Origin of the sequence: Streptomyces sp. IMTB 2501 (genome assembly GCF_001953885.1) — a bacterium.
Lineage (GTDB): Bacteria > Actinomycetota > Actinomycetes > Streptomycetales > Streptomycetaceae > Streptomyces.
This window is the reverse complement of sequence record NZ_MQUS01000001.1, coordinates 770,036-795,471: the sequence shown is the minus strand read 5'-3', so window position 1 is coordinate 795,471 and position 25,436 is coordinate 770,036. Positions and strand designations below refer to the sequence as shown.

Here is a 25,436-nt window from a genome sequence, read left to right as displayed (position 1 = left end):
GGAACCTGAGGCCACGTTCACCGAAGGCACTTGCTTAAAGCGCACTTGAACCTTCTAGGTTGATCCGCATGACGGTGATCGACAGCACCCCCGTGAACTCCTCATCCGTGGACACCTGTACGTCGGCGGAGTCGGCGCGGCCTCGGCCCGATGGCCAGGGCCGCTACACGATCAGCGAGGTCGCGGCGTTCACGGGGCTCCGCCCGCACACGCTGCGCTGGTACGAGCAGATCGGTCTGATGGCGCAGGTGGAGCGGTCGCACGCCGGCCAACGGCGGTTCGACGACCGGGACCTGGAGTGGCTCTCCTGTGTCACCAAGCTGCGGCTGACCGGGATGCCGGTCGCGGACATGGTGCGCTACGCCGAGCTGGTCCGCCAGGGACCGGAGACCTACGGCGAACGGCAGCGGATGCTGGAACGGACGCGGCGCGAAGTTCTCGCACGGATCGCCGAGTTGCACGACACCCTCACCCTGCTGGACACCAAGATCGACTTTTATGCGGACGCCGGCCAGGCGTCGGAAAGGGCCTGAGCGCCATCATGGGCAACACCATCGAACAGATCCGCAAGGTCGAGCTGGGCACCGGCGGCCCCCTGGTCGGCGCCCAGGGCTTCGGCTCCATGGGCATCAGTGCCGCCTATGGCCAGACCGATGACGCCGCGGCCCGCGACACCCTGGAAGCCACCGTCGAGGCGGGCGTCACCCTCATCGACACGGCCGACATGTACGGCGTCGGCGCCAACGAGGAGTTCCTCGCGCCGTTCGTGGCCGCACACCGCGACGAGATCACGCTGGCCACCAAGTTCGGCATCGAGTACCGCGCGGACGACCCCGGATACCGGGCCATCCGCAACGATCCCGGCTACATCAAGACGGCGGTCGAGGCAAGTCTGCGCCGCCTGAACGTCGAGGTCATCGACCTCTACTACATGCACCGTCGCGACCCCGGGATCCCGCTGGCCGAGTCGGTCGGCGCCATGGCCGAGCTGGTGCGGGAGGGCAAGGTCAGGCATCTCGGCCTGAGCGAGGTGACCGGTGCCGAACTGCGCGAGGCGCACGCCGTGCACCCCATCGCCGCCGTGCAGACGGAGTGGTCACTGTTCAGCCGGGATGTGGAGCGCAGTGTGGTGGGCGTGGCCGCCGAGCTGGGCGTCGCCTTCGTACCGTACTCGCCGCTCGGCCGGGGCTTTCTCACCGGCTCCTTCGCCGACGCGGACAAGGAACTGTCCGGCAGTGACTTCCGCAAGCTGCTGCCGCGTTACACCGGCGACAACGCCAAGGCGAACACCGCGCTCCTCGCCCCCTTGCACAAGATCGCGGCCGGTCATGGGGCGACCACGGCGCAGATCGCGCTGGCCTGGGTGCAGCAGCGGGCCGAGGTGCACGGTCTGACCGTGGTGCCGATCCCCGGAACCCGCAAGCGCAGCCGCCTGCTGGAGAACGCCGGGGCCACCCGGATCACGCTGAGCGCCGACGAACTGGCCGTGCTGGAGCCGATCGCCGGGCAGGTGGCGGGCGAGCGCTACGCGGACATGTCCCTCACCTCCGCGGCCCGGGAGTCCCAGGCCTAGGACGCCCCCATGGAGCGGATCTTGGTGGCGGGTATCAGCGGTGCCGGCACGTCCACGCTCGCCCGCAGTGTGGGCGGTCTGCTGGACTTCCGTACGACGAGTTGGACGCGCCCTACTTCACCGGCCCCGAGTGGACCGTCAGCCCTGCCTTCGCCGAAGAGGTGTCCCGTGTCGCGGCCGGCCCGCACTGGATCGTCGACTCGGTCGGCTACCCGGAGGTCCGTGACCTGCTCTGGGACCCTGCCGACACCGTACTGTGGCTGGACCATCCCAGACGCGTGATCATGCCGCGCATCCTGTGCAGGTCGCTGCGGCGTACGGTGACGCGCGAGGCCCTCTTCGGCGACAAACCGGGAGACCTGGACGGGCTGGCTGAGCAGGGAGCATCCGGTGTGGTGGGCCTGGTCCCGACATGCCACCAGGCGCCGCGAGATCGAGCACCGCACCCGCGATGCCCCTTCGCCCCTCTCACCACCTTCCGCTTCCACCATCCCGACGAATCCGTCAGCTGGCTGGCCTCCCTCGACGCGGCCGAGACCTTGGCGAGCAGGGTGGCGGCAGTGAGCCCGTTGGGGCCACCGCCGACCACCACCGCGGACTCATGCGGTGCACCTCGACGTGACCGCGTTCGAGGGGGCGCGAGGTGACGTCATCCGTCTCATGTGTACGTGTGTGACGGTGAACTGGCCCACCTTCCCAGCGGATTCGTCAGGCGCCGGCCCCGGATGGTGCCGGCGCCCATGGTCCCGTGACCCTTCCTGTCTTCAGCACTGGGGCCGTTTCCCGTGGTTGGCGGCATGGTTGCGCCGCGACTTCTTCTTCCGGCGTCGCTTCGAGGACATCACAACCTCCAGAGTCGATCCGTCAGCCCTGCTCTCGGTCGGTCTTGGCCTGTTCCTCCTCGCGTTGGTTCCCGGAGTCCTCCCACTTGCCGACCGGCGATCCCGCATCCCGCCGGTCGTCACGGGTGCGCTCCTCAAGTTCTGTCTCGTCGGGCCGGCGAGGCATACCCCGGCTGTGTCCGGTGTCCGGGTTTCCCTCGACCCGCTCGTTGGACTTGTGGTGATGGTGCGCCATGGCGTCCTCCGTCACTGCCCCGTCGTCGCGGCGCCGGTCTCGGCGGGCTCGCCGGAGCTGCTGTTCTTCCGCACCGTGCAGTGCAGAGAGTCGTGCTGGACGTCGGCGACGATGGTGTCTCCCGGCTCGGCCTCGCCACTGAGCAGGAGGGTGGCAATGCGGTTGTCGAGTTCCGCCTGGATCGTGCGGCGCAGCGGCCGGGCACCGAACTCCGGCTGATGACCGTGCGCGATCAGCAGCTTCTTCGCCGCCTCGGTCACCTCCAGCGTCATGCCCTGGGCGTGGACGCGGCGCTTGCTCTGCTCCAGCAGATGATCCACGATCTGCGCCAGATCGTCCTCGGTCAGCCCGTGGAAGATGATGATGTCGTCGATCCGGTTGAGGAACTCCGGCAGGAACCTCGTCCGCAGATCCTCCATCAACTCGCCCTTCAGTTCGGACACATCACCCTTGTGATCCAGGATCCGCTGCGCCCCGATGTTGGAGGTCATGATGATCACGCAGTGCCGGAAGTCGACCGTACGGCCCTGGGCGTCGGTCAGCCGGCCGTCGTCCAGGATCTGCAGCAGCGTGTTGAAGGCGTCCGGGTGCGCCTTCTCCACCTCGTCGAACAGGACCACGCTGTAGGGCCGGCGGCGCACCTTCTCCGTCAGCTGGCCCGCTTCCTCGTAGCCGACGTATCCGGGAGGGGCACCCACGAGCCGGGCCACGGTGTGCTTCTCCTGGAACTCGCTCATGTCGAACCGGATCATCCGGTCCTCGTCCCCGAACAGCAACGCGGCCAGTGTCTTGGCGAGTTCGGTCTTGCCCACGCCCGTGGGGCCGAGGAAGAGGAAGGAACCCACTGGCCGGTTCGGGTCGCCCATGCCCGCCCGGTTGCGTCGCACCGCCTGGGACACGGCCGTCACGGCCTCGTCCTGGCCGACGATCCGGGCGTGCATCTCCTCCTCCAGCTTGAGCAGCTTCTCCTTCTCGCTCGCCGTCAGCTGCGACACCGGGATCCCGGTACGGCGCGAGACCACGTCGGCGATGTCCGCCGCCGTCACCGACACCACGCCCTCCCGGCGCTCCTCGATGCCGGCGAGTTCGCCCTCCACCTCCGCGATGTCCCGCTTCAGCTCCGACGCCTTCTCGAAGTCCTCCACGGACACGGCCTGTTCGAGTTCACGGCGGAGTTGGGCGATACGGTCCTCGCGGCTGACCACCTCCGTGGAACGGCCCGCGCTGCGCAACCGCACCCGTGCCCCGGCCTGGTCCATCACGTCGATCGCCTTGTCGGGCAGGAAACGGTCGGTGACGTAGCGGTCGGACATCTCGGCGGCGGCTGCCAACGCCGCGTCGTCGAAGCGGACCTGATGGTGGGCCTCGTACGAGTCCCGCAGACCCTCCAGGATCTGCACGGTCTCCTCCACCGTCGGCTCGGGCACCATCACGGGCTGGAACCGGCGTTCCAGCGCCGCGTCCTTCTCCACGTACTTGCGGTACTCGTCGATCGTCGTGGCCCCGACCACATGCAGTTCACCGCGCGCGAGTGCGGGCTTGAGCATGTTGCCCGCGTCCATCGACCCCTCCCCCGTCGCTCCCGCGCCCACGACCGTGTGCAACTCGTCGATGAACAGGATGATCTGGCCCTTGGCGGCCTGGACCTCCTCGATGACCTTCTTCAACCGTTCCTCGAACTGACCCCGGTACTGCGCCCCCGCCACCATCCCCGGCAGATCCAGCGCCACGACCCGCTTGTCCTTGAGGGTGTCGGGCACCTCCCCCGCCACGATCCGCTGTGCCAGCCCCTCCACGATGGCGGTCTTTCCGACGCCGGGTTCGCCGATGAGGACGGGGTTGTTCTTGGAGCGCCGGGAGAGGACCTCGACGGTCTGCTCGATCTCCTCGGCGCGCCCCACCACCGGGTCGAGCTTGCCCGCCTTGGCCTCCTCGGTAAGGTCGCGGCCGTATTCGTCCAGTGTCGTGGCAGGCTGCTTCCGCTCGGCGGGCAGTCCGTCGGCCCGTGCCGCCTGTTCGGTCAGATCCGCCAGCTTCCGCGTGTCCGTGCCCTCGGCCCGCAGCAGCTTGGTGGCACCCGTCTCACTGTCACCCAGCAGCGCGCTGAGGATGTGCTCGGGACCGATGTACGACACACCGGCGGCCTGCGACTGGGCGTAGGCGGCGCCGAGTGTGCGCTTGGCCGCAGGAGTGAGACCCGGCTGTGCGGACGGCTCGCCGGACTCGCGCGGCAGGATCTTGGCGATCTCGGCCGCCAGCGTGTCGGGGTCGACGCCCACCTGGGCGAGCAGCCTCCGGGACGGCTCGACCTTCGTGGCCGCCCACAGGAGATGTTCCGTGTCCAGATCGGCCGTACCGTCCTCGACCGCTCGCTGCGCAGCCAGGTTCAGCAGTTCCTGCGACGATTCCGTGAGCAGCCGGCCGATCGGCACCCGCTGCACCGCGGGAGGCGAGGACGCCGGAGACATTCCGAAGAACCGGTTGAACAACTCGCTGAACGGATCCGACGAACCGAACGGTGCACCGAACGACATCGACATGACAGCTCCTGGACGCGGGGGCCCGTTTTCCGCGGGGGGATCGGTGTTCCGCGGCGGATCCGTGATCCGCGGGATCGTTGTTCCGGGGTCCGTAATCACTGAACCCCGCTGGGCACAGCACCGCAAATGGAGGACACAACGCCGTTACCGGTAACGCTGAGTCACCACGGGAGCGGCATTTCGCCCGTGCCGCCCAGGCCTGCCATGTCTCCCAGCCCGCTCTGTCGGAGGCGCTGCGCAAGCTGGAGGAGGAACTCGACATGCCGCTGGTGCGGCGCGGCCGCAGATACGAGGGCCTCACCCCGGAAGGGGAGCGCATCGTCGTATGGGCGCAGCGGATCCTCGCCGACCGTGATGCCCTCAGGGACGAGGTCGACGCCCTGCGCAGCGGTCTGAGCGGCAGGATGCGGATCGGTTCGGTGCCGACGGCGTCCGGTGCCGTGGCCGAGCTGACCGGACCGTTCTGCGCGGCGCATCCGCTGGTCACGGTGGAGGTCATAGCGGATATGCAGTCGGTGGACATTGTGCGGCAGCTGCAGAACTTCGAGCTCGACGCCGCGGTCACCTATCTGCGCGAGGACCTGTCGGGGAACTTCCACACGGTTCCGCTGTATCAGGAGCGGTACGTTCTGCTGCTCACGGCCGCCGACGGTCTGGCCCGGCGTACGACGGCCACGTGGGCGGAGGCCGCGGGGCTGTCGCTGTGCCTGCTGACCGGGACGATGCAGGGCCGCCGGGTGCTGGACGAGCTGTTCGCGCGGGCCGGGACCCAGCCCTCGCCCCGGCTGGAGACCGACTCCGTGGCGGCACTGTTCGCGCATGTGCGGACGGGGCAATGGGCGAGCATCGTGCCGCATGCCTGGCTCCACGTGTTCGGCGTCCCGCACGGCATGCGGGCGGTCCCGCTGGTCGAGCCCGCCGCGGCGGTGCCGGTGGGTCTGGTGATCGCCGCCCGGGAACCGGATTCGGTGATGGCCAGGGCCCTGATGGACATCGCCCGTACGACCGACGTCGCCTCGGCACTGGAACGCGTGCCCGGCGACCCGGGCCGGTAGCCGACGGCACCGGGCCGGATGCGGCATTCCGGGGACCGGTGTCGCTCGCCGGCTCCTCGGCCACGGACCACGGAATCGCCATGCGGTCCGTCGGTTCCTCGGCGCTTCAGATGGATCGTGCGGCGTCGGCGCGCGTGCGCTCCAAGCGGATCAACACGCCTTTTGACGTGGGGGTGTTGCTGATGTCGGCGACGCTGCCCAGCGGTACCAGGACGTTGGTCTCGGGGTAGTAGGAGGCCGCGGAGCCGCGGCTGGTGGGGTAGGCGACGACGCGGAAGTCCTCCGCCCGGCGTTCCAGCCCGTCGCGCCACACCGTGACCAGGTCCACCCGGTCACGGTCGGCGAGCCCGAGGGCGGCCAGGTCGGCGGGGTGGACGAGCACGATCCGGCGGGCGTTGTGGATACCGCGGTAGCGGTCGTTCATCGCGTACGGCACGGTGTTCCACTGGTCGTGGGAGCGCAGCGTCTGCAGCAGCAGATGGCCCTCGGGGATGTGCGGCATCGTGAAGTCGTCGACGGTGAAGACGGCCTTGCCGCTCGGCGTGCGGAAGACGCGCTGGTTCACCGGGTTGGGCAGCCGGAACCCGCCGGGTCCGGCCACCCGGGCGTTGAAGTTCTCGAAGCCCGGTACGACCCGGGCGATGCGGTCGCGGACGGTGTCGTAGTCCGCCTCGAACTCCTCCCAGGGGATGGCCGGTGTGTCGCCGAGGGTCCTGCGGGCCGGCCGGCTGATGATCGCGACCTCGCTGAGCAGGTGCTGGGAGGCCGGTGCCAGGCGTCCGCGGGAGGCGTGCACCTCGCTCATCGAGTCCTCGACGGTGATGAACTGCTCGCCGGACGCCTGCATGTCGCGATCGCTGCGGCCGAGGGTGGGCAGGATGAGGGCGGTGTCGCCGCAGACCGTGTGGGAGCGGTTGAGCTTGGTGGAGATGTGCGCGGTGAGCCGGCAGCGTCGCATCGCGTCCTCGGTGACCCGGCTGTCCGGTGTGGCCCGTACGAAGTTCCCGGCCACGCCGAGGAAGACCTTCGCGGTGCCGTCGCGCATGGCCCGGATGCCGTTGACGGAGTCCAGTCCGTGGTGTGCGGGCGGGGTGAACCCGAACTCGCGGCCGAGGGCGTCGAGGAACCGCTGGGGCATGCGCTCCCAGATGCCCATCGTGCGGTCGCCCTGGACGTTGCTGTGGCCGCGCACCGGGCACACTCCCGCGCCGGGCCTGCCGATGTTGCCGCGCAGCAGCAGGAAGTTGACGACTTCGCGGATGGTGGGGACGCCGTGCTTGTGCTGGGTGAGCCCCATGGCCCAGCACACGATGATCTTCCCGCTGCGCAGCACCCGGTCGTGGACGCTTTCGATCTCTTCGCGGGTCAGCCCGGTCGCGGCGAGGATCTCCTCCCACGGGATCTTCCGGGCGCGGTCGGTGAAATCGCCGAAGCTGGTGGTGTGGGCGCTGATGAAGGCGTGGTCGAGTACGGTGCCCGGTCGCTCGTCCTCGGCCTCCAGCAGCAGCCGGTTGAGCGCCTGGAACAGGGCGAGGTCGCCGCCGGGGCGGATCTGCAGGAACTGGTCGGCGATCGGGGTGCCCCGGCCGATGACCCCGCGGGCCTTCTGCGGGTGCTTGAAGCGGATGAGCCCGGCCTCCGGCAACGGGTTGACGGCGATGACCTTGCCGCCGTTGCGCTTGGTCTCCTCCAGCGCGGTCAGCATCCGCGGATGGTTGGTGCCCGGGTTCTGGCCGACTACGAAGACGAGGTCCGCGGTGTGGATGTCGTCCAGGGAGACGCTGCCCTTGCCGATGCCCAGGGTCTCCATCAACGCGGAACCGCTCGACTCGTGGCACAGGTTGGAGCAGTCCGGCAGGTTGTTGGTGCCGTAGGCGCGGGCGAAGAGCTGCAGCAGGAAGGCGGCCTCGTTGTTCAGCCGGCCGGAGGTGTAGAAGAGGGCCTGGTCCGGGGAGTCCAGCCCGGACAGTTCCCCGGCGAGCACGTCGAACGCCTCGTCCCAGCCGATCGGTTCGTAGTGCGCGGCGCCGGACCGCTTGATCACGGGCTCGGTCAGCCGGCCCTGCTGGTTGAGCCAGTAGTCCGACTTCTCGCCCAGTTCGGCGATCGAGTACCGGTGGAAGAATTCGGCGGTGATACGCCGCGAGGTGGCTTCGTCGCTAATGTGTTTGGCGCCGTTCTCGCAGTATTCATTGCGGTGCCGCTTGCCCGGTGCGGGCTCCGGCCAGGCGCATCCCGGGCAGTCGAACCCCTTGACCTGGTTGATGTTGAGCAAGGTCAGCGCGGTACGTCGTACGGTCGTCCGGCCCAGCGAGTACTCCAGTGCGTGTGTCACCGCCGGCACACCGGTCGCCCAGCGCTTGGGCGGGGTGACCGTCGGATCGTCGCCGGGGTCCTCGATACCGCTCATGATCCGGTCCGCCTCTTTCTGTTGTCATGCGGGCGCGCGTCGGAAATACGTGCCCGCGTGATGCCGCGTTCTCCGATGCGCACCGCACGGCAGCATCCGCCGCTTTCCTGAAGCACGTCAAAGAGGTGTTTTCGATGACGTGATAAGCGCGGGTCATCGATAAGCGCCGCCTATCGGCAAACAAACCGGGCCTCTTTGACTTCCGCGGACGGCTGTTCAACGATGACCGGCATGACGGCATCCCGGACGGCCGACGGCACGGCATCGCACGCATCGCAGCCCGAGCCCGGCTCGCTCCGGCCCGCCCGGGCCTGGGAACGGGCCCGGGCGATCGCCCGGTCCTGCGCCGGACAGCCGCTGCCCGCGGTTCCCCGCACCCTCACCGACGCGCTGGGGCACGCGCTGGCCGAGCCGCTCGTGGCACTCACCGACCTGCCGTCGTTCGCCACGGCCGCGATGGACGGCTGGGCCGTGGCCGGACCGGGCCCCTGGCGACTCGCCGGCACCGGCGTCCTGGCCGGCCAGGAGCCCGGGCCGCTCGGGTGGGACTCGGCCGTCCCCATCGCCACCGGCGCCCCGGTGCCGGCGGGTGCGACCGCCGTACTGCGGCGCGAGCACGGCGCGGCGGACCGCGAGCGGGGCATGCTGTACGACCGCTCTCCCACGCCGGTGCCCGAAGGTCAGGACATCCGGCCGTGCGGCCAGGAGTGCCGCTCCGGCGAACCGCTGCTGCCCGCCGGCACCACCGTGACGGGGCGGGTGCTGGGCCTGGCGGCGGCGGCCGGGTACGACCGGCTGACGGTGCACCGGCGTCCGAGCGTCGAACTGTTCGTCCTCGGCGACGAGTTGCTCGTGCAGGGCGTTCCGCGCGGCGGGCGGGTCCGTGACGCTCTCGGGCCGCTGCTGCCGCCGTGGCTGCGGGCCCGAGGAGCCGAGCTGATCGGCCAGCACCTGATCGCCGACGACCTCCCTTCCCTCCGGGAGGCCGTGCGCCGCTCGCCCGCCGATGTCGTGGTCACCACTGGGAGCACCGCCGCCGGGCCGGTGGACTTCCTGCACGACACGCTCCGGGCGGTGGGCGCCCGGCTGCTGGTCGACTCCGTGGCCGTACGTCCCGGTCACCCCATGCTGCTCGCCGAGCTGCCGGCCACCGCCGACGGCCGGGCGCGCCGACTGGTCGGGCTGCCCGGGAACCCGCTGGCCGCGGTGGCCGGCATGGTCACCCTCGCCGAGCCGCTGCTGAGCCACCTCGGCGGGCACTCCGGCGCTGAGCCCCTCCGGCTGACGGCCGGCTCCACGCTGCCCGGACATCCGCGCGACACCCGGCTGCTGCCCGTGTTCACGGCAGGGCAGGAGGTGACGCCGCTGCCGTTCGACGGTCCGGCGATGCTGCGTGGCCTCGCCCTGGCAGACGGCCTCGCGGTGGTTCCACCGGGCGGCGTGCCGGCCGGCACCACCGTGAACGTGGTGCCACTGCCCCACCGGTGAGACCGCTGGATCCGCCCGCCGGCGCTAGCGTGAGGGCATGCGCCATGAGGTGACCGATGCCGATACCGCGGTGGCGGTGGGCAGCGGTGACGTGCCCGTTCTCGCCACACCGCGGCTGATCGCATGGCTGGAGGCGGCGACCGTGCGGGCCGCCGCCCGCTTCACCGAGTCCGGCCAGACCACCGTCGGCACCGGGGTGCGGGTCCGGCATGTGCGGGCGACGCCGGTCGGCGGCCGGGTCGAGGTGAGCGCCGAGCCCGCCGCCTCCGTCGCCGGCGGGCGGGTCACGTTCGTGGTGCGGGCCGTCGACGGCTCGGGCCGGCTGGTCGCGACGGGCGAGATCGACCGGGCGATCGTCGACCGGCAGCGGTTCCTGGCGCGCACGCCGGACCCGGCGGCGGATCGCTGACCGGCACCGGCAGGTCTCACGCGGGTGTGTGGCCGCGAAGGTAGTCGCGTACGGCCGGCGGGAGTGCGGCACCGTCGGCCTCGGGGATCGGCGCCCAGCGCACCTGCTCCCGCGCGAGGCCGGCGCCGTCCGACGGGGACTCGCTGAGCAGCTGGCACACCACGGCCAGCGCCTCGTCCGGCCCTGCACCGGCCTGCGGGGCGAGGCTCTCGGTGCCGTCGACGAGGTAGCCGGTGAGTTCGTAGACGACGCGGCCCGCGGTGGCCTCGGCCGGCTCGGCCGGTTGGGGAGTGCCCGACGGCAGCGTCCAGCCATCGCCGTCGTCCACCAGCAGCAGTCGTCCGTCGTACACGACGACCGCCTGCACCACTCCCTCGGCGGGCTCCAGCGTCATGACGGACCAACCCCTCCCCCTGCGCGCTCGGCTGGGTCCTCCTCCCCTACCCAGGCCCGGCCGGTCCTGCACCGACGCCGTGTCACTTCTCGCACTGCGCCAGGATTTCCTGCGCCGTGACGCGCAGCCGTCGGTCTTCGCGAGTGGTCAGTACAGCACCGGCAGGTCTCCCGGGCGTACCCGCACGGTGACCGGGAGGGTGGCGTCGACCTCGCCGTCGGCGCCGTAGGGGACGGGCCGCTCGGCCTCGATGCGCAGTTCCTTGCCACGCAGGACGCGCACCTCGGGGCGGTGGACGTGGGTACCCGTCTTCAGCTCGTTCATGAGGGCGAAGAAGAGTCGCCGAGGGGCCTCGCGGATCATCACCACGTCCAGCAGTCCGTCGTCGACGCGCGCGTCGGGGGCGATGAGCCGGCCGGAGCCGTAGTACGGGGAGTTGGCGGCGACGACCGTGTAGCCGCGGTGGGCATGTTCCTCCCCGTCGACGGTGACGCGGTAGTCGGCCGCGCGCCAGGTGGTGACGGCGCGCAGGCCCCCCGCGTAGTACGAGGCGGCGCCGCGCAACAGCCGGGCGTGGTTGGCGTGCCGGTTGGCCACGGCGTCCACTCCGGCGTAGACGCTGCCCAGGACCACGGTGCGATGGTGGACGGCCGAGTCCACCTCGATGGTGTCGACCGGCCGTGGCTCGGCGTGCAGCAGGATTTCGGCGAGTGCGGCGGGGTCGGCGGGCAGCTTCAGGGCACGGGCGAAGTCGTTGCCGCGTCCTGCGGGGACCAGGCCGAGGACGGTTCCGGTGCCGCTCAGCGCCCCGCCGATACCGCCGGCGATGCCGTCGCCGCCGACGGCCAGGACGATCCGGCCGCGCTCGCCGGCGCGTCGGGCGATGTCCTGGGCGTGGGCGAGGCTGTGGCTGTACTCCGTCTCCAGCTCGGCCCCGGCCTCGCGGAGCAGCCGGGCCAGCTGCAGCAGTGTCGCCGCCCCGGTGGAGCCGCCCGCGGTGGGATTGACGACGGCGGTGAACTGTCGCATCGGTGTGCCTCCGAAGCAGGCGGATCGGTGGGTCGGCCGGATCTGGTGGGTCGGTCGTACGTGGTGGGTCGGTCGGTGTCGTACGTGGTGGATCAGTCGGTGGGGAGCAGGACGCCGGGGTTGAGCAGGCCCTCGGGGTCCAGACTGCGCTTCACGGCACGCAGGGCCGCGATGCCGAGCGGTCCGGCCTCGCGGACGTACCAGTCCCGGTGGTCGGTGCCGACTCCATGGTGGTGGGAGATGGTGCCGCCGGCCGCCAGAACGGCTTCGTTGGCGGCGTGCTTGGCGGGCGTCCAGTGGGCCACCGGGTCCTCGCCCTGGGCGCTGACGACGGTGAAGTACAGCGAGGCGCCGTTCTCGTAGACGTGCGAGATGTGGCACATCACCAGGGGCGGGGTGCCGGCCTCGGTGAGGGTGTCGGTGAGCGCGGTGCGCACGGCTGTGTAGAGGTCGGGGATGCGGGACCAGAAGGCCGCGGTCTCCAGGGTCTCGGCGAAGGCACCGACGTCGAGCAGGGTGTCGCGCAGATACGGCGCCGAGAAGCGGCCGTGCGCCCAGCGTTCGCCCGGCTCCGCTCCGACGAGGGTGCCGCCGCAGGCGGTGAGGACGGCCGCCGCCTGTTCCCGGCGCTGTGCGGTGTCCTCGGGCGTGCCCTCGTAGCCCGTGACGGCGAGGCAGCCGGCCGCGCTCTGGGTCAGGTCGCCGCCGATGGCGTCGGGCTGGGCCAGGCCGATGAGCGTCTCGGTCTCGTCGGAGAGCCGCAGCACCGTCGGCCGGGGTCCGTCCTGGGCGAGTCGGCGCAGGGCCGCGGCGCCTTCCTCGAACGAGGCGAACCGCCAGCCCTCGTAGACGCGCACCTCGGGCAGCGGGCGGATGCGTACGACGACGGAGGTGATGACGCCGAAGGCGCCCTCCGAGCCGAGGATCAGCTGGCGCAGGTCGGGTCCGGCGGCGGAGCGCGGGGCACGGCCGGTCTCGACGGTGCCCTCGGGGGTGGCGAGGGTCAGGCCGAGAACCATCTCGTCGAAGCGGCCGTACCCGGCGGACGCCTGGCCGCTGGAGCGGGCGGCGGCGAAACCGCCGATGGTGGCCCACTCGTAGGACTGCGGGAAGTGGCCGAGGGTGAAGCCCTGTTCGGCGAGAAGGGCTTCGGCCTCGGGGGCGCGCAGACCGGGCTGGAGGACCGCGGTGCGCGAGACGGGGTCGAGGTCCAGCAGGCCGTTCATGCGGCGCAGGTCCAGGGCGAGGAACGCACCGCGCTCGGGGGCGAGTCCGCCGACGACTGAGGTGCCGCCGCCGAAGGGGACGACGGCGAGGCCGTGCGCGGCGCAGGCGCGCAGGACGGCAAGGACCTCGGCATGGGTGGCGGGCAGGACCACGGCCTGCGGGACGTCCGAGAAGTCCCCGGCGCGGATGCGCAGCAGGTCGGGGGTGGACTTGCCGCGGGTGTGGCGGATGCGGGTCTCACTGTCGGTGCGGACGTGCTCGTCGCCGCCGACGGCCTCGGCGAGCGCCTTGAGCGCGGCGGGGCCGGCCGTGGTGTCGGGCAGGCGGATGTCGTCCAGGGCTAGGGAGGGGGTGGTGCGGGGCTTGACGCCGAGCAGGTCGCGCAGCAGTCCGGTCACCGAGTCGGGCAGCGGTGCCGCCTTCGCCGGGTCTCCCCAGCCGTTCCACAGCATGTCCATTGAACGGTCGTCCTCACAGATCGGTGTGCCCGGGTCGGTGTGCCCGGTTGCGCGCGGCGGCCCGGCGGCCGTACCGGGACGACAGTGTCCGCTCCCGCCCGGCTCCCGGGGCGTTACACTGTGACACATGACGCCTATTCGTCACAACGGTTCGGACAACGATCACGTGCTCGACGCGGTACGCGACTGTGTGCTGGCCGTCGGAGTGCGCCGCACCACCCTCGCCGACGTGGCCCGCCGCGCCGGCGTCTCCCGGATGACGCTGTACCGGCGCTGGCCGGACCTGCGGACCCTGGTGGGTGATCTGATGACCCGTGAGTGGATCGACGTGGCCACCCGCTCGATCCCCGAGCCCGCCGCTGCCGTGGACACGCGCACCCGGATCGTGGACGGACTGGTGGCGGGGGTCGAGGCGTTCCGGGCACACCCGCTCTTCCGCAAGATCATCGACGTCGATCCGGAACTGCTGCTGCCGTATGTGCTGGACCGGCGCGGAGCGAGCCAGGAGGCGCTGCTGGCACTTCTCGCCGACGCGCTGCACACGGGCCACGCCGACGGATCGGTTCGCCCGGGCCATGTCGAACGGCAGGCCCGCGCCCTGCTGTTGACCGTGCAGTCCTTCACCCTGTCCCTGCGCACGATGACCGACGAGGACGATCCGGAGCTGGACTCCGCCGCCTTCCTCGGCGAGTTGCGCACCCTCCTGGAGAGGACCCTCACGCCATGAGCCACACCGGCGCCCGCAACGGCTCGTCCCTCAGCGCACCCCGCCGCAGCCGGGAACTGGCCGAGGCCACCGACGGCAGGGTCGCCGACGTCCTGGTCGTCGGACTCGGCGCCACCGGGGCCGGAGCCGCGCTGGACGCGGCGGCCCGCGGGCTGGACGTCGTCGCCGTGGACGCCCATGACCTGGCCTTCGGCACCTCCCGCTGGAGCTCGAAGCTCATCCACGGCGGGCTGCGCTATCTGGCCTCCGCGCAGTTCGACGTCGCTCACGAGAGCGCGGTCGAACGCGGGGTGCTGATGACCCGGACCGCCCCGCACCTGGTGGCCGCCCAGCCGTTCGTACTGCCGCTCACCCCGCTGGTGTCCAGGGCCCAGGCCTCGCTGGCATGGGCCGGATTCCGGGCCGGGGACATGCTGCGGCTGGCCGCCCGGACACCTCGGCGGGTGCTCCCCGCGCCTCGTCGGCTGTCGGCCACGGAGGCCCGGCACCTGGCGCCCTCGGTGCGCTTGGCCGGACTGCGCGGCGGGCTGCTGTCCTGGGACGGCAAGGTGACCGACGACGCCCGGCTGGTCACCGCTCTGGCCAGGACGGCCGCCGCGCAGGGTGCACGGGTGCTGACCCGGGTCAGGGTGCAGGAGCTGACCGGCACCGGCGCCCGGATCCGCGACGAACTCACCGGCGAGGAGGGCGAGATCAGAGCCCGCGCGGTGATCAACGCGGCCGGGGTGTGGGCGGGCGACCTCGTCGAGGGCATCCGGATCCGGCCCTCCCGCGGTACCCATCTGGTGCTGCGCTCCGAGCGGCTCGGCGCCTTGCCGGCCGGCCTGCACATCCCGATCCCCGGCGAGACCAACCGCTTCGTCCTGGTCCTGCCCCAGGGCGACGGCCGGGTGTACGTCGGCCTCACCGACGAGCCGGTCGAGGGCGGGATCCCCGATGTCCCGGACGTGCCCGAGACCGACATCGGCTTCCTGCTGGACGTGCTGGGATCGGTCCTGGACGCGCCGGTGGCCCGGGAGGAGGTCGTGGGCGCCTTCGCCGGACTGCGCCCCCTGCTGGACACGTCCGGTCACGACGGCCGCGCCGATGCTCCCGCCCGCACCTCCGACATCTCCCGCCGGCACGCGGTGCTGACGTCCCCCGACGGCATCACGACGATCGTCGGGGGCAAGCTCACCACCTACCGCCGGATGGCCCAGGACGCCGTGGACGCCGCGACCGCCGCCCGGGGCCTTCCCGCCGCGCCCTCCCCCACCGCCGCACTGCCGCTGGTCGGCGCCGACGCACCCACCCGGCTCCGCTCCCTGTCGGCACCGCGCCGCCTGATCCGCCGGTACGGCACCGAGGCCGAGGCCGTCCACACCCTCGCGACCGAGAACCCCGCCCTGGCCGACACCGTCCTGCCGGGCCACCCGGTCACCCGGGCCGAACTCCTGTGGGCCGTCCTGCACGAGGGCGCCCTGGACGAGTCCGACCTCCTCGACCGGCGCACCCGCATCGGCCTGGTACCGGAGGACCGCGCGGAGGTGCTCGCCGTGGCACGGGAGATCCTTGCGGAGGCGTCGGCCGTACGGCCCTGAAGTGTCTGGCCACGGATCGGCGGGAGCGGGACAGCGGTCGGTGGCGCTGTGGGGGTGAGGGCGCCACCGCCAACACGGGTGGGGGCACAGGCGGGCGGACGGCAACACCCCGAACGCGGAGGGCGGCGCAGCGCGGATCGGCGCCGTACCAGCGGCGACGTATCACGTCACAGCAGGCGGCGGATGTCGCCCCGGACGCGGTAGAAGCCGCCGGACGCGGGGTGCAGGGCGTCCACGACGTAGCGCGCGCCCGGCTCTCGTATGGCGCGCGGGAACTGGACGTTCCAGGAGGTGTCGTAGCCCTCGGACACCACGTGCACCCGAAGCCGGCCGCTCTCCTGCACACACTGCACCACCACGGTGCCGGCCGGGGCCTGGGCGACGGTGGAGACCGCGGCCACGGCGGTTGCGGGTGCGTAAGTCGGCAGGGCGGCGGCGAGTTTGACGTCCCGCGCCACCGGCACCGTGCCCTGCTGGGCGGCGGTGATGGCCGTCTCGCTCGCGTCGACACACACGAGCGAGCCCTCGGTGGTCACCAGATACAGCCGCTCGTCGCGGTACTGCATGGACAGCGCCGAACCGCCGCCCGTGCCGAGCTTCCACAGGCGGGTGCCGTCCTGGTCGAAGCAGTAGACGGACGACGCCGCGTCGCCGGCGAAGACGAACCGCCCGCCCGGGGAGGTCGCGCACGAGTAGACCGCGCTGTCGCAGGCGTACGTCGCCTCGATCGCGCCGGTCGCCTTCGACAGCCGCTGGACCACGTGGCGGCCGGTGCCCGCGTAGACGGCGTCGTCCTCCTGCCAGCCGAAGAGCACACTGCCCTTGGTGGCCGTGTGCCACAACTCGCGGCCGCCGTCGGGTGCGTAGGCGGTGACGCCCCGGTGATGGCCGTGGTAGACGGCTCGCTCGTCGGCGCGGACCATCCAGGCGTGCTCGCCCTGGCTGCGGCGGGCCCACTGGTGTTCGTCCTCGTGGTCGATGACGGTGAGCCGGCCGTCGCGGTCCGAGACGTTCAGGATGCCCTCGTGAATGTCGAGCCAGAAGATGTCGACGTCGGCCGCGATGTCGTACGCGGCGAACGGCAGCTTGGAGGAGAGGTCGTAGACCTTGCCGTCGTCGCAGCCCGCGTAGATCCAGAAGTCGTCGGCGACCAGGCACTTCACCCCGTCCGGCAGGCTGAAGCGGGCGAGGACGGCGCCGTCGTGGCCCAGGGTGTAGACGTCGCCCGCCTGGTTGCCCACCCAGCAGTTCTCGTCGTCGACGTGGATGCCGAAGGCCGCGGAGCCGGTGCGGAACCGCCACAGCACGGGCGCCACGGCGCGCGCGGTGGACGGGGCGGAGCTGACCTGACGCCGGGTCACCAGGCGTGGAGCGCGCTGTCCCTGGACTGCGGGGGCGTATCCCCTGCGGACCTTCTCCCCCACCTTCCTCGCGGCTGCGGCCCGGGCCATCTCGGCCGTCGGGAACGTCGTCGTCTGGACCTGCCCCGCGGCGCCGATCCTGCCGTACCGCACCGTCACCACCTGCCCGTCGACGGTCACCTCGTAGAACTTGTGGGCGCCGCCGCCCTCCTGTGACAGCTCCAGATACGTCGTCGACACCGTGGACGCCGTGGACATGGCAGACCCCTCCCCCAGGGCGGACCCGCGGCCGTTCCGGCGGGCCCTCACTGATCAAACCGTAAGGGCGACCACTGACAACGGGCCGTGCCCGGCTGCCACGGCCAGGCCGGCGCTAACTCCCGCCCTCGCCGCTCGGCCGCAACGCGCTCATTCCGCCGACCAGTTGGCGCAGGCAGTCGATCACCAGGGCGGCCGGTGCGGCTTCGCCCGTGACGCCGGCTTCGGTGTCGGCCCAGGTCTCCAGTGCGATCCGGATCGCGTCCGTGGCCGCCGCCGCGACCAGGCGCACCTGCATCGCCCGGAGGCTCCCGTCCGCGAGGCGGGCCATCACCGGCACGAGCCGTTCCTCGGACTCCTGGTTGACGCGGTACCAGACCGCGCGCAGGGCGGGATCGTCGGCCGCCGCCCGCAGCAGCCCACGGGTCCGCAGCAGCGCCCCGGCGGCCTCCTCGTCCGGCGCCGCCAGAGACTGCTCCACGGCGGTCTCCAGCGCCAGGGACAGGTCGGTGCCCGGCTCCGCCGCCTCCAGCAGGGCTCGCCATCGGTCGGCTCCGTCGGCGAGCAGCGGGCTCACCGCGTCCTGCTTGGAGCGGAAGTAGCGGTAGAAGGTGCGCAGCGCCACGCCCGCGTGCCGGGCGATCTCCTCGGCCGTGGTGGCGTGCGGACCCTGCGTGGCGAACAGCTCGGCCGCAGCATGCGCGATCTCGAGCTGGGTGGCGGCCTTGCGGCGCTCGGTCAAGGAGGAGGGCGGCCTGGCGCTCACCCCGGACTTGGTGCTCACCCCAGAAGCCTACGGCCCGAGGACCGCGAGTGACACATATTGACCCGATGACACATTGTGCCACCTAGGCGTAACGTGAAGCGTGTGAGGACGTCGGCAGGCAGGAGATCCGGCGTCGTGAAGGCCCCGCCGCACGGCGGCAGGGCGGGCAGGAGAAGAGATGAACCGCTACGAAGGCCGCCGCGCACTGATCACCGGAGGCGGCTCGGGCATCGGCCAGGCCACCGTGCTGCGCCTCCTCGACGAGGGCGGCACCGTCGTGGCCGCGGACGTGAGCGAGCGCGGTCTGAAGGACACCGTGGCGAAGGCCGGGGCGCATGCCGACCGGCTCACCACGGTCGTCGTCGACGTCGCCGACGAGACCTCCGTACGCGAAGGGGTCGCCGCCGCCGTCGCCGCGCTCGGCGGTCTGGACGTGCTGGTCAACGCCGCCGGGATCCTGCGCTCCTCGCACACCCACGAGACGAGCCTCGCGGACTTCACCCGCATCCTGCAGGTCAACCTCGTCGGCACCTTCCTGGTCATCCGCGAGTCCATACCGGCCCTGCTGGCGGGCCGTGACACGGCGGTCGTCAACTTCAGCTCCACGTCTGCCCAGTTCGCGCACCCGTACATGGCGGCGTACGCGGCGAGCAAGGGCGCCATCCAGTCGATGACGCACGCCCTCGCCGCCGAGTACGCGAAGCGCGGCATCCGCTTCACCGCCGTCCAGCCCGGCTCCATCTCCTCCGGGATGACCGACGGCAGCGGCGCCAGCGGGCAGAGCACCGGACCGGGCTTGCCCGAAGACGCCGACATGACACTGTTCGCCAAGCTCTCCCCGGCGCTCGGGCAGGGCTTCGCCGGCCCCGGGACGGTGGCGTCGGTCGTCGCCATGCTCGCCTCGGCGGACGGGAAGTTCGTCACCGGCACGGAGATCCGCATCGACGGCGGCACCCACTTCTGAGCCCGAAGTCGCCGGTCGAGAGCTATGCGAGGGTCACCAGGTCGCGGTAGTCCTCGCTCCACAGGTCCTCGGCCGCGTCCGGCAGGAGCAGGACGCGGTCCGGGCGGAGGGCGTCGAGGGCGCCCTCGTCGTGGGTGACCATCACGATCGCGCCGGGGTACGAACCGACCGCGGCCAGGACCTCGTCGCGGGAGGCCGGGTCGAGGTTGTTGGTCGGCTCGTCCAGCAGCAGGACGTTCGCCCCGGAGTGGACCAGGCAGGCGAGCGCCAGCCGGGTCCGCTCGCCGCCGGACAGGACACCCGCGGGCTTGTCGGCGTCGTCGCCGCCGAAGAGGAACGCGCCCAGCACCCGCCGCGCCTCACCGCTCTCCAGGTGCGGCGCCGCGGCCCGCAGGTTCTCCAGGACCGTACGGCCGGTGTCGAGCGTGTCGTGCTCCTGGGCGAGGTAGCCGAGGCGCAGCCCGTGCCCGTGCACCACGCGCCCGGTGTCCGGCCGTTCGACGCCGGCGAGGACGCGCAGCAGAGTGGTCTTGCCGGCGCCGTTGAGCCCGAGCACGACCATGCGGCTGCCCCGGTCCACCGCCAGGTCCACCCCGTCCAGGACCCGGTGGCCGCCGTACGACTTGGCCAGGCCGATCGCGCCGAGCGGCGTCCGCCCGCACGGCGCGGGCTCGGGCAGCCGGATCCGCGCGGTCTTGTCCGCGCGCCCGGCCGGTTCCAGCCCGGCCAGCATCCGGTCGGCGCGGCGGGCCATGCTCCTGGCCATGGTGGCGGTGGCGGAGCGGGCCTTCATACGGTCCGCCTGTGCGTGCAGCGCGGCGGCCTTGCGTTCGGCGCCGGCCCGCTCCCGGGCGCGGCGGCGTTCCTGGGACGCGCGTCGGGTCGTGTACGTGGTCCAGCCGGTGTTGTGGACGTCGATCGCGGCGCGGCCGGCGTCCAGGTGGAAGACGCGGTTGACGACGTCGGCGAGCAGAGCGGTGTCGTGGCTGACGACCACCAGTCCGCCCTGGTGGCCTTGGAGGAAGCCGCGCAGCCAGACGAGCGCGTCCGCGTCGAGGTGGTTGGTGGGCTCGTCCAGCAGCAGCGTGCCGCCGGTTCCGCCGAACAGGATGCGGGCGAGTTCCACGCGGCGCTTCTGCCCGCCGGACAAGGCGCCGACCGGCTCGCCCATGACCCGTTCGGGCAGGCCGACGCCGGCCGCCGTCCGGGCGGCCTCGGCCTCGGCCGCGTAGCCTCCGCCCGCCTGGAAGACGGCGTCGGCGCGGGCATGGGCGAGCATCGCCCGCTCCAGGGCCGAAGGGCGGACTGCGTCGGCCATCGCCGCCTCGGCCCGGCGCAGATCGCGGAGCGCGGCATCGAGGCCGCGGGCGGACAGGATCCGGTCGGTGACCGTCAGGGCGGGGTCGGCGGCGCGGGAGTCCTGGGCGAGGAAGTCGACCGACCCGGTGTGCGTGATCGTGCCGGCGCTGGGCCGGGAGTGACCGGCGAGCGCGGTCATCAGGGTGGTCTTACCTGCGCCGTTGCGGCCCACGAGGCCGATCCGGTCGCCGGGGGAGACGGTGAAGGAGGTGCCGGACAGGAGGAGGCGCGCACCGGCGCGCAGCTCGACATCACGAGCGATGATCATGGGGTAACGCTCCGAAACAGCAAGAGGACACACTTCTGGCGTGGAAGCGGGTCCTCAGCTAGGAAATTCGGGGCGTAGACATGCGGTCACGGTAACCGACGTGCTGTGAGCGGCGCCTATGGTTTTTTTCGCGCACCTTCGGATCCACGCAACCGGCGCCGCGGACGGGGCCGCCGACAACACCCGTCAGCCGCCGACGAGTTCGCTGAACCGCCGCGCGTCGATGTTGCCTCCGGAGGCGATGATGCCGATGCGCGGCGGGAGGTTGTCGATGTGACCGGCCAGGAGTGCGGCCAGGCCGGTGGCCCCGCTGGGTTCGAGGACGATCTTCAGACGTTCGAAGGCGAACCTCATGGCGGTGACAATCTCCGCGTCGCCGACCAGGGCGATCGCGTCGACCAGGCGCCGGTTGATCTCGAAGGTGATCTCGCCGGGTGTGGGCACGGCCTGCCCGTCGGCGATGGTGCGGGGCACGGGCAGGGTGACGCGGGCGCCGGTCTCCAGCGAGCGCTTGGTGTCGTCCCCTTCTTCCGGCTCCACGCCGATGACCCGGATCCCGGGGTGCAGGGCCTTGGCGGTGGTGGCACTGCCGGCGATCAGGCCGCCGCCTCCGACAGGCACCAGCAGGGCACCCAACGGGCCCGTCTCTTCGAGGAGTTCGAGTGTGGCGGTGCCCTGTCCGGCCATGACATGAGGGTGGTCGTAGGGCGGGATGAGGACCATGCCTCGGTCCTCGGCCAGGGCCGTACCGAGCGCGGTGCGGTCCTCGGTGTAGCGGTCGTAGGTGACGATCTCGGCGCCGTATCCGGCGGTGGCCTCTCGCTTGAGGGTCGGCGCGTCCTCGGGCATCAGGATGACGGCGGTGGTGCCGAGTTCGCGGGCGGCGAGGGCGGTGGCCTGGGCGTGGTTGCCGGAGGAGTAGGCGGCGATGCCCTTGGCGAGCTGCTCCGGGGAGAGCTGGGCGGCCGCGTTGTAGGCGCCGCGGAACTTGAAGGCGCCGGCGCGCTGGAAGTTCTCGCACTTGATGAACACCTCGGCGCCGACGAGGGCGTTCAGGGTGCGCGAGGTGAGGACGGGGGTGCGGTGGGCGACGCCTTCGAGGCGTGCGGCGGCCGCACGGACGTCGTCGAACGTTACGGGCGATGGCGATACGGCGGCCATGGCGGTCTCCTCGTCCCTTCCTTCGCTTCCTTCGTCCCATTCTGTTCCGGTCGGGCTGTGGCGATTGGACTTATTGTCCAGCCCTGGACAGGAACTCTAGAAACCGGAACGCCCGTCTGTCCAGAGGACGGCCGGACGGGCGTTCAGACGGGCGTTCAGACGGGTGCCGTTGGGTGCCGTCCGATGACGGCGTGGCGTGCGGCCGGCCTCAGTGGCCGCTGATCCCCCTCGGCGTGTACGGCTCCTCGAGTTCCCGGACCTCGTCGTCGGTGAGCCGGAGGCCGAGCGCGGCGAGCGCGTCCGGGAGGTGGTGGGGCTTGGTGGCACCGACGATGGGGGCGGTGACGCCCGGCCGGGAGGCGACCCAGGCCAGGGCCACCTGGGCCCGCGGGACCCCACGGCGTTCGGCGATCGCGGCGACGGCGTCGACGATCTGCTTGTCGTTCGGCTGGTACAGGGTGCGGCCGTAGGCGTCCGTCTCACTGCGGACGCTGGCGGCGTCCCAGTCACGGGTGAGCCGCCCACGGGCGAGCGGGCTCCACGGGATCACGCCGATGCCCTGGTCGGCACAGAGCGGCAGCATCTCGCGTTCCTCCTCGCGGTAGAGGAGGTTGTAGTGGTTCTGCATGCTGACGAACTTCGTCCAGCCGTGCAGCTCGGCGGTGTGCTGCAGCTTGGCGAACTGCCAGGCGTACATCGAACTCGCCCCGATGTAACGGGCCTTGCCCGCCCTGACCACGTCATGCAGCGCCTCCATCGTCTCCTCGACCGGGGTGTGCGGGTCGAAGCGGTGGATCTGGTAGAGGTCGACGTAGTCCGTGCCGAGACGGCGCAGGCTGTGGTCGATCTCGGTCATGATCGCCTTGCGGGACAGCCCGGACCGGTTGGGGCGCTCGCTGCGTGCCGCGCCGTCCTCCACGGCGAAGAACACCTTGGTGGCGATCACGACGTCCTCGCGCCTCGTCAGCTCCCCGAGCGCCCTGCCGACGATCTCCTCGCTGGTGCCGGCGGAGTAGCTGTTGGCGGTGTCGAAGAACGTCACCCCCGCCTCGACAGCCGCACGAAGGAGCGGGCGGGCGGCGTCCTCGTCCAGGGTCCACGGGTGCGGCCCCCGGTCGGGAACGCCGTAACTCATACAGCCCAGCGCCAGCCGGGAGACCTCCAGGCCACTTGAGCCGAGCTTGACGTACTCCATGGTTCGGTTCCCCTCGTCCGTACGGTCCCGCCCGGCGTACCGCGGCCCGGGGCCGCGGACCGGGCGGGACTTCTCGTCAACCTGATCATGATCGTACGGGGCCGAGGGCGAGGGTGGGCTACTCGGTCAACTGGGGGTACAGCGATGCCAGATCTGCGGAGAGCCCCGCCTTGACGCTCCGGGTGAGGTCGTCCGCCAGTACCTCGTACGCACCGGACTCGACGCCGTCCAGTGCCAGCGCGGCGACGTCCTGCGGGGTGGACTTGGGGGCGTCGACGTTCGCGGCCATGTCGGTGTCGATGTAGCCGACGTGCAGTCCGGTGACCGCGATACCGCGTGGACGCAGTTCGAGCCGCAGGGAGTTGGTCTGGGACCACAGCGCGGCCTTGGTGGCGCTGTAGGAGCCGGCGACGCCGAGCCACGAGAGCACGGAGTGGACGTTGAGCAGGTGTCCGCCGCCGTTGCGCTCGATGACCGGGACGAAGGCGCGGGTGGCCAGCAGCGGTCCGTAGAAGTTGGTCTCGAATTCCCGGCGTACGTCGTCGACGGGGGCGTTGAGGAAGGAAGTCGCACCGAGGGAGACCCCGGCGTTGTTGACCAGAATCGTCACATCCTTGGCCTGCGCCGCCGCGGCCTCGACCGACGCGGGGTCGGTGACCTCGAGAGCGAGCCGCACGGCGTCGGGGTGGGTCACGGTGCGCGGGTCGCGGGCCGTGGCGTACACCTTGGCGGCGCCGCGCGTGTACAGCTCCTCCACCAGCGCCTTACCCAGGCCACGGCTGCCGCCGGTGACCAGAACGACAGAGTCCTTGATCGAAGTCATGTCCATCTCCCACGAGGAAACCGATCGGTTTCCACTCAACGTAAACCGATCGGTTTCAAACTTCAAGCGCAGCGGTCGAGCCGCCCCTTGTCCGGACGCCCGACCGGCGTCATAGTGGGTTGGAAATTCAAACTTAGCTGAAGGGGCAGGATGAGCGAGCAGGAAGCCGCCGCGGAGGCGGGGGGCCGGAAGCTGCCCGCCAAACTCTCCGGCCACCCCTCCGTGCGGGCCGTACTGGCCGCGCGAGCGGCCGGCGGCCGCCTCGCGCCGCCACCGGTGATCGACGCGGACTGGCTGCGCGCGCTGTGTCTGGAGGCAGGCGCGGACGACGCGGCGGCGGTGAGCCTGGACCATCCCGACCTCGCCGGGGAGCGCGAGCACGTCCTGGCCGCGCTGCCCGGAACGCGCTCGCTGGTCTCGCTGATGGTCCGCATGAACCGCGACAACACGCGCTCGCCCGCGCGCAGCGTGGCCAACCAGGAGTTCCACCAGACCGACGAACAGGTCAACGCCGCCGCCCGTACCGTGGCCAGGGCGCTGGAGAACGCCGGCTATCACGCACTGAACCCGTCGGCGGGCTTTCCCCAGGAGATGGAGCGCTTTCCGGGCCGCATCTGGGTGGTGGCCCACAAGACGGTCGCCGTGGCCGCCGGGCTGGGCGTGATGGGCCTGCACCGCAATGTCATCCACCCGCGGTTCGGCAACTTCGTGCTGCTCGCCACGGTGCTCGTGGACGCACCGGTCAGCGCGTGCGGGCGGGAGCTGGACTACAGCCCCTGCGTGGACTGCAAGTTGTGTGTCGCCGCGTGCCCGGTGGGCGCCATCGGCAAGGACGGCTCCTTCGACGCCCTGGCCTGTACGACCCACAACTACCGCGAGTTCATGAGCGGGTTCACCGACTGGGTGCAGACCGTGGCCGACAGCGAGGACGCCGCCGACTTCCGCGCCCGGGTCACCGATCCGGAGAACGCGTCGATGTGGCAGAGCCTCGCCTTCAAGCCCAGCTACAAGTCCGGTTACTGCCTCGCCGTGTGTCCCGCCGGCGAGGACGTGCTCGGCCCCTACCTCGACGACCGCAGGGCCTACCTGGACACGGTTCTCCGCCCCCTCCAGGACAAGAGCGAGACCCTCTACGTCCTGCCCGGCTCGGAGGCACAGCGGTACGCCGAACGCCGCTTCCCGCACAAGCCGACGAAGGAGGTCTCCGGCGGCTGGCGCTCTCCCGCCCGACGGAATCCGGACACACCCGGCACGCACTGAGCACCGGGGCCACGACGGCGGACGGTCTCGATGACGCGTACACGACGGGAGGGG

21 protein-coding genes and 1 pseudogene are annotated in these 25,436 nt (G+C 71.5%); 10 read left to right on the top strand and 12 right to left on the bottom strand.

The annotated features are described in order from the left end of the window. The first annotated feature begins 68 nt into the window (after positions 1–68). From AV521_RS03725 to AV521_RS03715, 3 genes are all read left to right on the top strand, one after another. On the top strand, positions 69–533 hold the full coding sequence (locus AV521_RS03725; protein WP_076083126.1) for a MerR family transcriptional regulator: 465 nt from the start codon (positions 69–71) through the stop codon (positions 531–533). Positions 534–541: 8 nt separating this feature from the next. Continuing rightward, positions 542–1,573, top strand: coding sequence for an aldo/keto reductase (locus tag AV521_RS03720; protein WP_076083123.1), 1,032 nt, complete (start codon positions 542–544; stop codon positions 1,571–1,573). A gap of 101 nt (positions 1,574–1,674) precedes the next feature. Continuing rightward, on the top strand, positions 1,675–2,220 hold the full coding sequence (locus tag AV521_RS03715; protein ID WP_076083120.1) for a hypothetical protein: 546 nt from the start codon (positions 1,675–1,677) through the stop codon (positions 2,218–2,220). A gap of 217 nt (positions 2,221–2,437) precedes the next feature. On the opposite strand, the gene AV521_RS03710 is transcribed toward AV521_RS03715, so the two are convergent. Both AV521_RS03710 and AV521_RS03705 read right to left on the bottom strand, forming a co-directional pair. Next, complete coding sequence (locus AV521_RS03710; RefSeq protein ID WP_076083560.1) at positions 2,438–2,650, bottom strand: hypothetical protein; 213 nt, start codon at positions 2,648–2,650, stop codon at positions 2,438–2,440. A gap of 11 nt (positions 2,651–2,661) precedes the next feature. Further along, complete coding sequence (locus AV521_RS03705) at positions 2,662–5,190, bottom strand: ATP-dependent Clp protease ATP-binding subunit (RefSeq protein ID WP_076083117.1); 2,529 nt, start codon at positions 5,188–5,190, stop codon at positions 2,662–2,664. Positions 5,191–5,357: 167 nt separating this feature from the next. Between AV521_RS03705 and AV521_RS03700 the strand changes: the two are divergent. Next, positions 5,358–6,245 (top strand): annotated as a pseudogene (locus AV521_RS03700) (LysR family transcriptional regulator); the annotation flags it as partial. 106 nt (positions 6,246–6,351) lie between these two features. Here AV521_RS03700 and AV521_RS03695 read toward each other — a convergent pair. Further along, complete coding sequence (locus AV521_RS03695; protein ID WP_076083114.1) at positions 6,352–8,655, bottom strand: FdhF/YdeP family oxidoreductase; 2,304 nt, start codon at positions 8,653–8,655, stop codon at positions 6,352–6,354. 231 nt (positions 8,656–8,886) lie between these two features. On the opposite strand from AV521_RS03695, the gene AV521_RS03690 reads away from it, so the two are divergent. Further along, the gene (locus AV521_RS03690) at positions 8,887–10,143 is read left to right on the top strand and encodes a molybdopterin molybdotransferase MoeA (RefSeq protein ID WP_076083557.1); all 1,257 of its coding nucleotides are present in this window, start codon (positions 8,887–8,889) and stop codon (positions 10,141–10,143) included. Between the two features lie 37 nt (positions 10,144–10,180). Beyond that, on the top strand, positions 10,181–10,552 hold the full coding sequence (locus AV521_RS03685) for a thioesterase family protein (protein WP_076083111.1): 372 nt from the start codon (positions 10,181–10,183) through the stop codon (positions 10,550–10,552). A gap of 16 nt (positions 10,553–10,568) precedes the next feature. Here the strand turns inward: AV521_RS03685 and AV521_RS03680 are convergent, their stop codons facing one another. The 3 genes from AV521_RS03680 to AV521_RS03670 form a co-directional block, all read right to left on the bottom strand. Then, complete coding sequence (locus AV521_RS03680; protein WP_076083108.1) at positions 10,569–10,946, bottom strand: NUDIX hydrolase; 378 nt, start codon at positions 10,944–10,946, stop codon at positions 10,569–10,571. A 147-nt stretch (positions 10,947–11,093) separates the two neighbouring features. Next, the gene (locus tag AV521_RS03675) at positions 11,094–11,975 is read right to left on the bottom strand and encodes a YegS/Rv2252/BmrU family lipid kinase (protein WP_076083106.1); all 882 of its coding nucleotides are present in this window, start codon (positions 11,973–11,975) and stop codon (positions 11,094–11,096) included. A 92-nt stretch (positions 11,976–12,067) separates the two neighbouring features. Further along, positions 12,068–13,660 (bottom strand): FAD-binding oxidoreductase, encoded by a 1,593-nt coding sequence (locus tag AV521_RS03670; protein WP_076083103.1) that lies wholly within the window; start codon positions 13,658–13,660, stop codon positions 12,068–12,070. Between the two features lie 127 nt (positions 13,661–13,787). Here AV521_RS03670 and AV521_RS03665 point away from each other — a divergent pair, with 127 nt between their 5' ends. Together AV521_RS03665 and AV521_RS03660 are read left to right on the top strand one after the other, a co-directional pair. Continuing rightward, positions 13,788–14,387: a TetR/AcrR family transcriptional regulator gene (locus AV521_RS03665; protein WP_076083099.1), complete on the top strand. Its 600-nt coding sequence runs from the start codon at positions 13,788–13,790 to the stop codon at positions 14,385–14,387. Further along, positions 14,384–15,967 carry a glycerol-3-phosphate dehydrogenase/oxidase gene (locus tag AV521_RS03660; RefSeq protein WP_076083096.1) on the top strand — a complete coding sequence of 528 codons (1,584 nt, stop codon included), beginning with the start codon at positions 14,384–14,386 and terminating at the stop codon, positions 15,965–15,967. The genes AV521_RS03665 and AV521_RS03660 overlap by 4 nt, the downstream gene beginning before the upstream one ends. A 167-nt stretch (positions 15,968–16,134) precedes the next feature. Here the strand turns inward: AV521_RS03660 and AV521_RS03655 are convergent, their stop codons facing one another. Then, positions 16,135–17,586 carry a WGR domain-containing protein gene (locus AV521_RS03655; protein ID WP_076083093.1) on the bottom strand — a complete coding sequence of 484 codons (1,452 nt, stop codon included), beginning with the start codon at positions 17,584–17,586 and terminating at the stop codon, positions 16,135–16,137. A gap of 115 nt (positions 17,587–17,701) precedes the next feature. Continuing rightward, positions 17,702–18,370: a TetR/AcrR family transcriptional regulator gene (locus tag AV521_RS03650; RefSeq protein WP_076083090.1), complete on the bottom strand. Its 669-nt coding sequence runs from the start codon at positions 18,368–18,370 to the stop codon at positions 17,702–17,704. Positions 18,371–18,530: 160 nt separating this feature from the next. Here AV521_RS03650 and AV521_RS03645 point away from each other — a divergent pair, with 160 nt between their 5' ends. Further along, the gene (locus AV521_RS03645; RefSeq protein ID WP_076083087.1) at positions 18,531–19,316 is read left to right on the top strand and encodes an SDR family NAD(P)-dependent oxidoreductase; all 786 of its coding nucleotides are present in this window, start codon (positions 18,531–18,533) and stop codon (positions 19,314–19,316) included. Between the two features lie 22 nt (positions 19,317–19,338). Here the strand turns inward: AV521_RS03645 and AV521_RS03640 are convergent, their stop codons facing one another. From AV521_RS03640 to AV521_RS03625, 4 genes are all read right to left on the bottom strand, one after another. Further along, positions 19,339–20,943 (bottom strand): ABC-F family ATP-binding cassette domain-containing protein, encoded by a 1,605-nt coding sequence (locus AV521_RS03640; protein WP_179022802.1) that lies wholly within the window; start codon positions 20,941–20,943, stop codon positions 19,339–19,341. Between the two features lie 186 nt (positions 20,944–21,129). Further along, a complete protein-coding gene (locus AV521_RS03635; RefSeq protein WP_076083085.1) occupies positions 21,130–22,104 on the bottom strand; it encodes a threo-3-hydroxy-L-aspartate ammonia-lyase in 975 nt (324 codons plus the stop codon). Positions 22,105–22,312: 208 nt separating this feature from the next. After that, positions 22,313–23,299: an aldo/keto reductase gene (locus tag AV521_RS03630; RefSeq protein WP_076083082.1), complete on the bottom strand. Its 987-nt coding sequence runs from the start codon at positions 23,297–23,299 to the stop codon at positions 22,313–22,315. Positions 23,300–23,417: 118 nt separating this feature from the next. Further along, positions 23,418–24,122, bottom strand: a complete 705-nt coding sequence (locus AV521_RS03625) for an SDR family oxidoreductase (RefSeq protein WP_076083553.1) — start codon at positions 24,120–24,122, stop codon at positions 23,418–23,420. Positions 24,123–24,272: 150 nt separating this feature from the next. Between AV521_RS03625 and AV521_RS03620 the strand changes: the two genes are divergently transcribed. Further along, positions 24,273–25,382 carry a 4Fe-4S binding protein gene (locus AV521_RS03620; RefSeq protein WP_076083079.1) on the top strand — a complete coding sequence of 370 codons (1,110 nt, stop codon included), beginning with the start codon at positions 24,273–24,275 and terminating at the stop codon, positions 25,380–25,382. Positions 25,383–25,436 lie beyond the last annotated feature (54 nt).